The following is an 11,095-nucleotide window of genomic DNA, read 5'->3' on the forward strand; positions in this document are numbered from 1 at the left end:
GCACGCGCAGGATCTTCGCCAGCGCCGCCATGCGGCTGCGCTTGGGGAGCGCGCGGCCCTTTTCCCAGCCCAGCACCGACGCCGCGCTCACGTTCATATGTTTCGCGACATCGGCCCGCTCGAGCCCGGCCTTGGCGCGCAGCCGCTCGAGCCGCTCGCCGAACCCCTCGTCGGCCGCCGGGGCGGCGGCTTCGCCCTTTTCGTCCTGGGTGCCCGGGGGGGCATCGGTGGCGCTTTTCAGCTCGACCGCGCTCAATGTCGCGCGCGACACCGGGCCTTCGAACTGGCATCCGAAATGGCGTCCGCTGGCCCAGATCACGAGCGCGGTGATGTCGCCCGCGTGCGGCAGTTCGATTTCGATCCGGTCGCCGGCGACCAGCCTGATGTCGCTTTCGAACAGCATGCCGGTGCCCGAGATATTGTGAATCTGGACATCGATGCCGCTGCCGTCATGGCGCGACCCCTTGGCCAGCAGGCTGAGCTTGCGGCGTCCGCCCTGACGCCGGTCGGCGCCGGGCGCCGCGGGAAGGAAATATCCGGCAATGGCCATGGACCCGTGTTGGAGTCGGCCGGTTAATAGTTGGTTAGCGTGGCGCGAAAGATGGCGCCGAAGGTTCCAGCTTGCCGGGCGTCCGCCAGCGGGCGCTAGCGGCCGTTCCCCGGCGAAAGCCGGGGTCCATAAGGACAGGGCCGTGCTCACCATCTGGATCCCGGCTTTCGCCGGGAAGCGTCCTTCTTCGTCACCCCGGGCTTGACCCGGGGCCTGCCTGTTCTTTGATCCGGCGCCGAAAGATGGAAGGCGGGTCTCGGGTCAAGCCCGGGATGACGATGACAAAAAGCGTCCGCTTCCCACCCCAAAGCCGCCGCCCGCCTCTTAAACCACCCGCCGGTCCGTCACCGCGACCGTCGCACAGGCGGGCGTGCCGTCCTTGCCGGTGCCGTTCACCGCCAGTTCGATACGTCGGCCGCTTTCAAGCGCCGCATCGAGCAGATCCGGCGCGATATCATGGATGTCGATCTTCATCCGCCGGCTCCACGGCGATCCGGCATCCCCTGCCAGTTCGCCGATCCGGACATAGACGAAGCGCCGCGCGGGCCCTTCGCGCCGTACCTGGTCGCCGAAAAATTTCGGCCCCGGTTCGACGCCGACCATGAAATCGAACGCCAGCGGCTCGCCCGCCGCCGACGTCTTGGCATCGAACGGCCCGCCATCCTTGTCCTGCAGGCTGTGGGGCACGCCGGGCACCGGCTGTTCGACGACGATCCGCATCGCGATCGCGCGCCGGTCCGCGCGGGCCATCCTAATGCCCCATGTCGGCGGCCGACGCTTTCGGCCCGCCGGGCTTCGGCGGTCGCAGCAACAGCACCAGCGGGACCGACGCGAGCGTCACCCACATCATCAGCCAGAAATCGTCGACATAGGCGATCATCGCCGCCTGCCGGTTGATCTCGGCATTGACCATCGCCATCGCGGTGTCGCCCGCGATGCCGAAGCGGTCGGCGGTCGACGGGTCGAGCAGGCTCACCGAACTGTTGGTGACATGCGCCACCATATCCTCGTGGCTCGTCTGGATATTGGCGCCGAGCAGCGTGGTCACGGTCGAAATGCCCACCGACGCGCCGATGCTGCGCAAAAGGTTGAGGATGCTCGACCCGTCGGTGCGGTACTGCGGCGGGATCGTCGCGAAGGCCATGGTGTTGAGCGGGATGAAGATCAGCCCCATGCCCAGCCCCTGCACGATGCCGCTGACGATCACCGGCTGCATGCCCATCTCCAGCGACCAGTGGCTCATCTGCCACAGCGACAGCGACGCGATCAGCAGCCCCGACCCGACCATCCAGCGCGCGTCGATCTTGCCCAGCGTCTGGCCCGCGAACCACATGCTGATCAGGATGCCGACCCCGCGCACCGCCAGCACGACGCCGGTGTCGATCACCGGCCAGCCGAACAGATTCTGCAGCATCGGCGGCAACAGCGCCATCGATGCGAACATCACGACGCCGATCACGATCATGAAACCCATCGCGGTGACGAGGTTGCGGTCGGCGAGCATCGCGCGGTTGAACAAAGTGTCGCCGCGCGCGGTGACCAGATGGACCGCGAACATCCACAGGCAGGCGATGGCGACGCCGCATTCGATCCAGATTTCGATGCTGTCGAACCAGTCCTGATGCGCGCCGCGGTCGAGCATCAGCTGCAGCGAGGCCAGCCCGAGCGCGAGCATCGAGAAACCGAACAGGTCGAACTTGCGGTCGCTCTTCTTCGTCGCGGGCAGCAGCGCCCACATCATCGCGATCGTCAGGAGCCCGACCGGCAGGTTGACGTAAAAGACCCAGCGCCAGTTGGCGCTCTCGGTCAGCCAGCCGCCGAGCAACGGCCCCAGGATCGGCCCGACCATGATCCCCATGCCCCAGATCGACATCGCGCGCGCCTGTTTGTCGGGCGGGCTGATGTCGAGCATCACCGACTGCGACAGCGGCCCGATAAAGGCGGCGCTGATGCCCTGCAGGAAACGAAAGGCGACCATCTGCTCGAGCGATTGCGCCGCGCCGCACGCCATCGACGCGACGATGAATCCTGCCACGGAGGCGAGGAACAGTTCGCGCCGCCCGATCCGGTCGGCGAGCCAGCCGGTGATCGGCATCGCGATCGCGGATGCGAGGATATAGCTCGTCAGCACCCAGGTCACCGTCTCGCTCGTCGCGCCGAGCGCCGATTGCATATGCGGGATGGCGACATTGGCGATCGTCGTGTCGAGGATCTGCATGATCGACGCGCCCATCACCGCGACCATCAGCAGCCCGCGATAGCGCACGCGCTCGTGCAGCGGCCGGTCGTCATCGACGGGCAGCGTGGTCGCGGGCGAACGGCGAGGGAGCGAGCGGCTGGCCATGGCTATCTCATCCCCTCCCGCAGGCGGGAGGGGCAGCGAGACTTGGCAGCTTGCTGCCTAGTCGCAGCGGGGTGGGCCCTATCGGCCTTGCGCAACGCAGCATGCCCACCCCGTTGCGACTAGCGAACAAGTTCGCAAGTCTCACGACCCCTCCCGCCTGCGGGAGGGGGAAGGGCCGGGCACTCTTGTGTGCAACGGCCACCCTATTTCCCCGCCACCGTCCCGCTGCCGGTAAACACCTTCACATCGGCCGACAGCCCCGCGATCATGTCGCGCGACGGCTTTTCGTCGAAGGCGATCTTGACCGGCACGCGCTGCGTCACCTTGACCCAGTTGCCGGTGGCGTTCTGCGCCGGCAGCACCGAAAACTCGCTGCCCGTCCCCGCGCCGATCGACAGCACATGGCCGCGCACCCGCAATCCCGGATAGGCGTCGAAGCTGATCTCGGCGCGCTGGCCGATGCGCATATCGGCGAGGTCGGTTTCCTTGAAATTCGCCTCGACCCACGGATGGGCGGTGTCGACGATCGTCACCGCGGGCAGGCCCTGCACCATCATCTGGCCGATCTGCAGCCGGTCGGCCTGCGCGACGCGGCCCGCATAGGGTGCGCGCACCTCGGTGCGGCCGAGATTGACCTGTGCCTGCGCGCGCTGGACCCGCGCCGCCTCGACCTGCGGGTTGACCCCGCTCGCCGGGCCGGCCGCCAATTTGGTGCGCGCCTCCGCGGCGGCGGCCTCGGCCTGGCGCACACGTTCGCGCGCCTGCAGCACCGCATGGCGCGACGCGTCGTAGGAGGCCTTGGTCGTGAAACCCTTTTCCATCAGCGCCGCCTGGCGCCCGAAATTGACCTCGGCGAACTTCACATCCTCGCGCGCCGCGGCGATGTCGACGGCCGAGGTGTTCGCGCTCGCCGACAAATTGCCGACCTCGACCTGCGCCGCGTCGATCGCCGCCGTCGCCTGCGCGACGTCCAGCCGATAGGGTTCGCCGTCGATGCGGAACAGCAATTGCCCCGCGGTCACATCCTGCCCGTCCTTGACCGCGACTTCGGTGATCCGCCCACCGACTTCGGCGGCGACCGATACCTTGTCCATCTGGACATAGGCATTGTCGGTCGACACCGACCCGCCGCTCGTCAGCCACCAGACCGCGCCGCCCGCGATCATCAGCGCGGGCAGTCCGAACATCAGCGCGCGCGTGCGCCAGCTCGGCTTCGCGGCGGTCTCGGGCGCGGCGGCGGCTTGCGGGGCGGGCACGGGGTCGGCTTTCGGTGCCGCCTTGGGCGGCTTGACCTCTTCGGCCTTGGCGGGGCCGGCGGGCTGGGTGGTGGAGAGCTGGGCCATCAAATCGTCTCTTTTTCTTTTTGGCATTCGCGGCGGGACAGGTTGGCGCGGACGCGTTCGACGAGGTCGATCAACGTGTCGCGTTCGGCGGCGCTCAGGCCGTCGGTGGCTTCTTCGGCCAGCGCGTCGGTGTCGCCGCGCATGTCGGCGATCATCGCGTCGGCGCGCGGGTTCAGGAACAGCCGCCAGGCGCGACGGTCGGTCGGATCGGCGCGGCGCTCGACCAGCTCGGCCTCCTCCAGCCGGTCGACCATCCGCGACAGCGTGATCGGCTCGACCTCGATCAGTTCGGCCAGCGGTCCCTGCCGGATACCGGGGTCGCGGCGCAGATAGATCATCAGCCGCCATTGCAGCGCGGTGATCCCGGTATCGCGCACGCGCGCGTTGAACGCCCGGCGATACAGCCGCGCGGTATCGTTCAGCAGGAAGCCGATCGTCTCACTCATGGCATGCGATATAATAGCAATTGCTATTATATGCAACCGCACGCTACGCGACACTTTCGCCAACTTCCGCGATCATCGACAAATCCCGCCCAGCCGCTAAACTGCCGTCATGACGCTCACCGCCGATCTCTTCTGGTCGTTCCGCTCGCCCTACTCCTATCTCTGCATCGGCCGCTATCGCGCGCTCGCCGCGAGCCATCATGTCGAGATCAACCTGCGCCCCGTCTACCCGCTCGCGATTCGCCAGCCCGACTTCTTCGAGCGCAACCACCCGAACTGGCTGAGCTACACGATGCGCGACATGATCCGCGTCGCGCAGTTCCACGGCATCCCCTTCGGCCCGCCGCGCCCCGACCCGATCGTCCAGAATGTCACGACGCGCGAGATCGCCGCCGAGCAGCCCTATATCTATCGCCTCACCCGCCTCGGCCAGGCCGCGTCGCGCCGCGGCCGCAGCCTCGCCTTCGCGCATGAGGCGGCGCAGCTCATCTGGGGCGGTGCGGTCGACTGGCACCTCGGCGACCATCTCGCCGGCGCCGCGCGCCGCGCCGGGCTCGACCTCGCCGACCTCGACGCCGAAGCGGTGCGCGACGCCGAGGAACTCGACACCGAGATCGCCGCCAACCAGGTCGCGCTCGAAATCGCGGGCCACTGGGGCGTGCCGACGCTCGTCTTCGACGGCGAGCCCTTTTTCGGGCAGGACCGCATCGCGATGGCGCGCTGGCGGATGGAGCAAAAGGGCCTGCAGCCGCGATGAGCGAGCCTGTTACCGGCGGCTGCCAGTGCGGCGCGGTCCGCTTTTCGAGCACGCACCCGAACCGCGACGCCTATTGGTGCCATTGCCGCATGTGCCAGCGCGCGCTCGGCAATGTCGCCGCGGCCTTCTGGAACGTGGCCAGGGACAGCGTGACCTGGCAGGGCGAACGCGCGACCTATATGTCGTCGCCCTTCGGCCGCCGCGGTTTCTGCGCCGATTGCGGCACGCCGCTCACCTTCGATTATCCCGACAGCCCCAAGATCGACCTCACCGTCGGTGCGCTCGACGATCCCGCAGCGGTGCAACTCGCCAGCCATTTCGGAACCGAAAGCCGCGTCCATGGCTGGACCGCGGGCGAGGGGCTTCCCGAAATGCGCACGGACGACTATGCGCCGCTGCAGTTACGCTGGGCCAAGCTGCGCGAGGGCGAATGACGATTGAACCACAGTTTTTCGAAGCGCGCGACGGCGTCCGGCTGGCGTGGCGCGAGATGGGCGAAGGACGGCCGGTCGTGCTGCTCCACGGCCTGTTTTCGAGCGCCGAGGTCAACTGGATCAAGTTCGGCACCGCGGCGCGTATCGCCGCCGAGGGCTTTCGCGTCATCATGCCCGACCTGCGCGTACACGGATCGAGCGACGCACCGCACGACGACTGGCATTATCCGCCCGACGTGCTGGTGAACGACCTGAACGATCTGATCGCGCATCTCGGCCTCGTTGATTTCGACCTCGGCGGTTTCTCGCTCGGCGCGCGCACGAGCACGCGCGCGGTCGTCGCGGGCATGAAACCGCGCCGGCTGATCCTCGGCGGGATGGGGCTGTCGGGGCTCGCCGGCTGGCAGCGCCGCGGGCAATTCTTCAAGCGGGTCATCGCCGATTTCGACACCGCGAAGCGCGGCGACGACACCTGGCTGTCGATCCAGTTCATGAAGACGATGAAGGTCGATCGCATCGCCGCGGGCCATCTGCTCGACAGTTTCACCGACACCGCGCCCGATGCGCTGGCGGCGCTGACGATGCCGACCCTGCTCGTCTGCGGCGAGCAGGATCGGGACAATGGTTCGGCGCCCGAACTGGCTGCGGCGCTTCCCGACGCGCGGCTCGTCACCATTCCCGGCACCCATATGTCGAGCGTCACCCAGCCCGAGATGGGCGACGCGATGGCGGTCTTCCTCGCGGCTTGACCCCGCTCGCGGGCGGGTCCAAGCTGGTGTCATAGCGCCATAGAGCGCCACCACCAGACCCGAGGACGCACCCCCCATGAAAGCCATGATTTCCACGCTGTCGCTGGCCCTGTCGCTCGCGCTCGCCGGCCCCGCGCTCGCGGCGGAGCCCGCGAAGAAGGCGCCCGCCAGCCAAGGCGCCAAGCCCACCGCCGCCGATGCCGACGCCTTTGTCGCCGCGGCCGAAAAGGATTTGTTCGACTATACGGTCGAGGCGAGCCAGGTGAACTGGGTCAATTCGACCTATATCACCGAAGACACCGACGCGATGGCGGCGCGGATCAACGCGGTCGGCACCGAGAAGGCAGTCAAATATGCGCTTGAAGCCGCCAAATATGCGAGCGTCCCGGGCCTCAGCGCCGATACCAAGCGCAAGCTCGACATATTGCGCAACGGCCTCGTCCTGCCCGCGCCGACCAAGCCGGGCGCGGCGATCGAACTCAGCAAGATCGCGACCGACCTGCAGTCGCAATATGGCAAGGGCCGCGGCACACTGAACGGCAAGGAGATTTCGGGTTCGGACATCGAGGCCGAGATGGGCAACCTCCAGCATACGCCCGCCGAATATGCCGAAATGTGGACGAGCTGGCACGACAATGTCGGCGCGCCGATGGGCAAGGATTATGCCCGCATGGTCGCGATCGCCAATGCGGGGTCGAAGGAACTCGGTTTCGCCGACACCGGCGCGATGTGGCGCTCGGGTTACGACATGCCGCCCGAGGAATTCGCCAAGACCACCGAGCGGCTGTGGCAAGAGGTGAAGCCGCTCTACATGGCGCTGCACACCTATGTTCGCTGGAAACTCAACGAGAAATATGGCGACGCGGTGCAGCCCAAGACCGGGCCGATCCGCGCCGACCTGCTCGGCAATATGTGGGCGCAGGAATGGGGCAATATCTATCCGCTCGTCGCGCCGGCGGGGGCGGGCGACCTTGGCTATGACATCGGCGACCTGCTGACCGCGCAGGGCAAGGGGCCGCTCGACATGGTCAAGGCGGGCGAGAATTTCTATTCGTCGCTCGGCATGGCGCCGCTGCCCGAGACCTTCTGGAAGCGCAGCCAGTTCACCAAGCCCGCCGACCGCGAAGTCATCTGCCACGCCTCGGCGTGGGATATCGACAACAAGGACGATATCCGCATCAAGATGTGCATCAAGGTGAATGCCGACGACTTCGTCACCATCCACCACGAACTCGGCCATAATTATTACCAGCGCGCCTATAAGGACCAGCCGACGCTCTACCTCAACGGCGCGAACGACGGTTTCCACGAGGCGATCGGCGACTTCGTCGCGCTGTCGATCACGCCGCAATATCTCGTCGACATCGGCCTGCTCGACAAGGCGAAGGTGCCGAGCGCCGACAAGGACATCGGACTGCTGCTGCGGCAGGCGATGGACAAGGTCGCCTTCCTGCCCTTCGGCCTGCTCGTCGATCGCTGGCGCTGGGGCGTGTTCGACGGCACGATCAAGCCTGCCGACTACAACAAGTCGTGGACGCAGCTGCGCACCCAATATCAGGGCATCGTGCCGCCGGGCGAGCGGCCGGCCGACGGCTTCGATGCCGGCGCGAAATATCATATCCCGGGCAACACGCCCTACACGCGCTACTTCCTCGCGCGCATCCTGCAGTTCCAATTTTACAAAGCGGCCTGCGACCAGGCGGGCTGGACCGGGCCGCTCCACCGCTGCTCCTTCTATGGCAATAAGGAGGTCGGCGCGAAGCTGAACGCGATGCTCGAAATGGGCGCGTCGAAGCCCTGGCCCGACGCGCTCGAAGCCTTCACCGGCGAGCGCGAGATGTCGGGCAAGGCGATGGCCGAATATTTCGCGCCCCTGAAAGCGTGGCTCGACGAGCAGAACAAGGGCAAGCCGAGCGGCTGGTGATCGCCTCGGCCTGACGAAAGGACGATGGCCGGGGAGGCGACTCCCCGGCCATTTTCATTGGGCTTCGACGCTCTGCTTGAACCGCGCGAGCCGCGCGGTTGCGGCGGTGGCGTGCGGGCCGATCCAGCGATCGTGGATGTCCTGGATCGGCATCGCGTTGAGATGGTTCCACCGCTCGCGGCCGCGGCGTTCGGCGATGATCAGGCCGGCGTCTTCGAGGACCTTGAGATGCTGCATCACGGTGCAGCGGTCGATGTTGGCGAAGTTGCCGCACAGCGTGCCGGTGGTGAGCGGCTGGTCCTTGAGGTCGTCGAGGATCTGGCGGCGCACCGATGATGCCAGCGCCTTGAAAACCCTGTCATATTCTTCGTGGATTGACATGTTATAAATATACAACATAATGGCCCGAACACAAGCGGAGAGTGTCATGGAGCTGAAGTTTCGAGTCGCGGCGCGGATCGCGAAGCCGGTGCACGAGGTGTTCGAGGCGGTCGCAGACCCCGCGAAACTGTCGAACTATTTCACCACCGGCGGCGCCGAAGGGCGGCTGGAAACGGGCGCGACGGTGACATGGGACTTCCACGATTTCCCCGGCGCCTTCCCCGTCTATGTGATCGAGGTCGTGGCGGACGAGAAGATCGTGCTCGAATGGCAGGCGAGCGAAGGCGAGGCGCACAATGTCGAGGGCAGCGAGCCGAAGGATGCCGATTACCGCACGCGCGTGACGATGCGCTTCAAGGGGCTCGACGACGGCCGCACGCTGGTCGAGATCGCAGAGGAAGGCTGGCGCGAGAATCAGGGCGCGCTCGGCGCCTCCTATGGCAATTGCCAGGGCTGGTCGCAGATGCTGTGTGCGCTCAAGGTCTGGATCGAGCACGGGATCAACCTGCGCGACGGCATGTATGTGTAGGCATCGGGCCCTCACCCGCTGCGACTGAAGCGCGGAGCGCGCAAGTCTCGCTGCCCTCTCCCTAAATGGGAGAGGGGCTTTCAGTCCGGATATTCGAGCCTGAGGTCGCGCGTGCCGAGCGGCGCGCCGGTGTTGGCGTCGATCACCACCGGGCGGATCGCCTCGCCGGTTGCGACGTCGACCTGCCGCGTCAGCGCGCCGCCGCCATTATGCTTTCGTCCCCAGGCGCCGATCGCGGCGAGGATGGGGAGGAAGTCGCGGCCCTTTTCGGTGAGCCAATATTCGTCGCGCGGCGGTCGCTGGCTGTAGCGCCGCTTTTCGAGCAGCCCCGCGTCGGTGAGCGCGGCCAGCCGCCGCGCGAGGATATTCGGCGCGATGCCGAGGCTGGTGCGTATCTGGTCGTAGCGGGTGAAACCGCGCTGCACGTCGCGCAGCACGAGCATCGACCAGCGGTCGCCGATCAGCGTCAGCCCACGGTCGATCGGGCAGGTCCCGAATTTTTTTTCATCGTCGGTCATTGAATGGATATGGGGTAGTTACTATCACTTTGCAAGTGACCCGTATGGGGCCATCAAAGGAGACAGGCTATGACCGACACTTTCCACGGAACCGCCCTCATCACGGGCGCCTCGACCGGCCTTGGCGCCGTATATGCCGAGCGGCTTGCGCGCCGCGGCCATGATTTGATTCTCGTCGCGCGCAACGGTGCGCAGCTCGAGGAACGCGCCGCGAAACTGCGTGCCGATCATGGCGTGGCGGTCGCTGTGATCGCCGCCGACCTGACCAGAAGCGACGATGTGACGCGCATCGAACAAAGGCTGATCGACGACGGCGCGATCACCCTGTTCGTCAACAATGCCGGCATGTCGCTGAACGGCGGGACGCTCGAGAACAGCGTTGCCGACGTACAGACGATCATCGCGCTCAACATCACCGCCGCGGCGCGGCTCGCGATCGCGGCGGGCAAGGCGTTCGGCGCGCGCGGCAAGGGCAAGATCGTCAACATCGCCTCGGTCCTCGCGCTCGCGCCCGAGATGTTCGAGGGCGTCTATAGCGGGTCGAAGGCCTTCCTGCTCAACCTGAGCATCGCGCTCGCCAGCAGCCTGCGCGAGCAGGGTGTGCAGGTGCAAGCGGTGCTGCCCGGCGCGACGCGCACCGAGATATGGGAACGGTCGGGCAAGGATGTCGATGCCTTCCCGGCGGAGATGGTGATGGAAGCCGGTGACCTGGTCGACGCGGCGCTCATCGGCCTCGACCGCGGCGAGGAAGTGACGATCCCGCCGCTCGCCGACGCGGGCCAGTGGGATACCTATCAGGCGGCACGGCTGGCGATGGGGCCGGGGCTGTCGCGGCGCGAAGTCGCCGATCGCTATCGGGTAAACGAAGCGGTTTGAGGACGAGCCTATCCTCCCCGTGGCGCAGCCATGGGGAGGTGGCAGCGGCGTAGCGCTGACGGGGGGCAGGGACGCGGCGTTGCTGGCCCCTCCACCACTTGCTTCGCAAGCGGGACCCCTCCCCATCGCTGCGCGACAGGGAGGATCGGAAGCTAGCGACCGATTGGGGACGCTGAAGGATCGAGCCTATTACCCCTTCCGCTTGCGGGAGGGGCAGCGAGACTTGGGCGCTTGCGCCCTAGTC

At 66.7% G+C, this 11,095-nt stretch carries 13 protein-coding genes; 6 read left to right on the forward strand and 7 right to left on the reverse strand.

Annotated elements, in window-relative coordinates; all coding sequences use genetic code 11:
* The 5 genes from B1A78_RS17500 to B1A78_RS17520 form a co-directional block, all read right to left on the reverse strand.
* Window positions 1–550, reverse strand: a 550-nt coding sequence (locus tag B1A78_RS17500) for a helix-turn-helix domain-containing protein (protein ID WP_077148197.1), incomplete at its 3' end; no start/stop codon positions are given.
* A 324-nt stretch (window positions 551–874) separates the two neighbouring features.
* Window positions 875–1,300 (reverse strand): DUF5990 family protein, encoded by a 426-nt coding sequence (locus tag B1A78_RS17505; RefSeq protein ID WP_077148198.1) that lies wholly within the window; start codon window positions 1,298–1,300, stop codon window positions 875–877.
* Between the two features lies 1 nt (window position 1,301).
* On the reverse strand, window positions 1,302–2,894 hold the full coding sequence (locus tag B1A78_RS17510; protein WP_077148199.1) for an MDR family MFS transporter: 1,593 nt from the start codon (window positions 2,892–2,894) through the stop codon (window positions 1,302–1,304).
* Between the two features lie 203 nt (window positions 2,895–3,097).
* Window positions 3,098–4,237, reverse strand: coding sequence for an HlyD family secretion protein (locus B1A78_RS17515; RefSeq protein ID WP_083734272.1), 1,140 nt, complete (start codon window positions 4,235–4,237; stop codon window positions 3,098–3,100).
* The gene (locus B1A78_RS17520) at window positions 4,237–4,683 is read right to left on the reverse strand and encodes a MarR family winged helix-turn-helix transcriptional regulator (protein ID WP_077148200.1); all 447 of its coding nucleotides are present in this window, start codon (window positions 4,681–4,683) and stop codon (window positions 4,237–4,239) included. The genes B1A78_RS17515 and B1A78_RS17520 overlap by 1 nt, the downstream gene beginning before the upstream one ends.
* Before the next feature lie 109 nt (window positions 4,684–4,792).
* On the opposite strand from B1A78_RS17520, the gene B1A78_RS17525 reads away from it, so the two are divergent.
* The 4 genes from B1A78_RS17525 (at window position 4,793) to B1A78_RS17540 (ending at window position 8,547) form a co-directional block, all read left to right on the forward strand.
* Window positions 4,793–5,440, forward strand: coding sequence for a 2-hydroxychromene-2-carboxylate isomerase (locus B1A78_RS17525; protein ID WP_077148201.1), 648 nt, complete (start codon window positions 4,793–4,795; stop codon window positions 5,438–5,440).
* Complete coding sequence (locus tag B1A78_RS17530) at window positions 5,437–5,874, forward strand: GFA family protein (protein ID WP_077148202.1); 438 nt, start codon at window positions 5,437–5,439, stop codon at window positions 5,872–5,874. Before B1A78_RS17525 ends, B1A78_RS17530 begins: the two co-directional genes overlap by 4 nt.
* The gene (locus tag B1A78_RS17535) at window positions 5,871–6,623 is read left to right on the forward strand and encodes an alpha/beta fold hydrolase (RefSeq protein ID WP_077148203.1); all 753 of its coding nucleotides are present in this window, start codon (window positions 5,871–5,873) and stop codon (window positions 6,621–6,623) included. The genes B1A78_RS17530 and B1A78_RS17535 overlap by 4 nt, the downstream gene beginning before the upstream one ends.
* A 76-nt stretch (window positions 6,624–6,699) precedes the next feature.
* Window positions 6,700–8,547 carry a M2 family metallopeptidase gene (locus tag B1A78_RS17540; RefSeq protein ID WP_077148204.1) on the forward strand — a complete coding sequence of 616 codons (1,848 nt, stop codon included), beginning with the start codon at window positions 6,700–6,702 and terminating at the stop codon, window positions 8,545–8,547.
* Window positions 8,548–8,601: 54 nt separating this feature from the next.
* Here the strand turns inward: B1A78_RS17540 and B1A78_RS17545 are convergent, their stop codons facing one another.
* Window positions 8,602–8,928: a helix-turn-helix transcriptional regulator gene (locus tag B1A78_RS17545; protein ID WP_077148209.1), complete on the reverse strand. Its 327-nt coding sequence runs from the start codon at window positions 8,926–8,928 to the stop codon at window positions 8,602–8,604.
* Window positions 8,929–8,974: 46 nt separating this feature from the next.
* On the opposite strand from B1A78_RS17545, the gene B1A78_RS17550 reads away from it, so the two are divergent.
* Window positions 8,975–9,457 carry an SRPBCC family protein gene (locus B1A78_RS17550; protein WP_077148205.1) on the forward strand — a complete coding sequence of 161 codons (483 nt, stop codon included), beginning with the start codon at window positions 8,975–8,977 and terminating at the stop codon, window positions 9,455–9,457.
* Between the two features lie 80 nt (window positions 9,458–9,537).
* On the opposite strand, the gene B1A78_RS17555 is transcribed toward B1A78_RS17550, so the two are convergent.
* Window positions 9,538–9,975 (reverse strand): helix-turn-helix domain-containing protein, encoded by a 438-nt coding sequence (locus B1A78_RS17555; protein ID WP_077148206.1) that lies wholly within the window; start codon window positions 9,973–9,975, stop codon window positions 9,538–9,540.
* 69 nt (window positions 9,976–10,044) lie between these two features.
* Here B1A78_RS17555 and B1A78_RS17560 point away from each other — a divergent pair, with 69 nt between their 5' ends.
* Complete coding sequence (locus B1A78_RS17560) at window positions 10,045–10,851, forward strand: SDR family oxidoreductase (protein WP_077148207.1); 807 nt, start codon at window positions 10,045–10,047, stop codon at window positions 10,849–10,851.
* The last annotated feature ends 244 nt before the right edge of the window (window positions 10,852–11,095 follow it).

It is taken from the genome of Sphingopyxis sp. KK2 (assembly GCF_001990265.1).
Taxonomy (GTDB): domain Bacteria; phylum Pseudomonadota; class Alphaproteobacteria; order Sphingomonadales; family Sphingomonadaceae; genus Sphingopyxis.

Bases quoted from the DNA above. Each gene is read 5' to 3' on its own strand.
- B1A78_RS17560 (WP_077148207.1), top strand. From the start codon at position 10,045: ATGACCGACACTTTCCACGGAACCGCCCTCATCACGGGCGCCTCGACC.
- B1A78_RS17555 (WP_077148206.1), bottom strand. From the start codon at position 9,975: ATGACCGACGATGAAAAAAAATTCGGGACCTGCCCGATCGACCGTGGG.
- B1A78_RS17540 (WP_077148204.1), top strand. From the start codon at position 6,700: ATGAAAGCCATGATTTCCACGCTGTCGCTGGCCCTGTCGCTCGCGCTC.
- B1A78_RS17530 (WP_077148202.1), top strand. From the start codon at position 5,437: ATGAGCGAGCCTGTTACCGGCGGCTGCCAGTGCGGCGCGGTCCGCTTT.
- B1A78_RS17535 (WP_077148203.1), top strand. From the start codon at position 5,871: ATGACGATTGAACCACAGTTTTTCGAAGCGCGCGACGGCGTCCGGCTG.
- B1A78_RS17545 (WP_077148209.1), bottom strand. From the start codon at position 8,928: ATGTCAATCCACGAAGAATATGACAGGGTTTTCAAGGCGCTGGCATCA.
- B1A78_RS17550 (WP_077148205.1), top strand. From the start codon at position 8,975: ATGGAGCTGAAGTTTCGAGTCGCGGCGCGGATCGCGAAGCCGGTGCAC.
- B1A78_RS17525 (WP_077148201.1), top strand. From the start codon at position 4,793: ATGACGCTCACCGCCGATCTCTTCTGGTCGTTCCGCTCGCCCTACTCC.
- B1A78_RS17505 (WP_077148198.1), bottom strand. From the start codon at position 1,300: ATGGCCCGCGCGGACCGGCGCGCGATCGCGATGCGGATCGTCGTCGAA.
- B1A78_RS17520 (WP_077148200.1), bottom strand. From the start codon at position 4,683: ATGAGTGAGACGATCGGCTTCCTGCTGAACGATACCGCGCGGCTGTAT.
- B1A78_RS17515 (WP_083734272.1), bottom strand. From the start codon at position 4,237: ATGGCCCAGCTCTCCACCACCCAGCCCGCCGGCCCCGCCAAGGCCGAA.
- B1A78_RS17510 (WP_077148199.1), bottom strand. From the start codon at position 2,894: ATGGCCAGCCGCTCGCTCCCTCGCCGTTCGCCCGCGACCACGCTGCCC.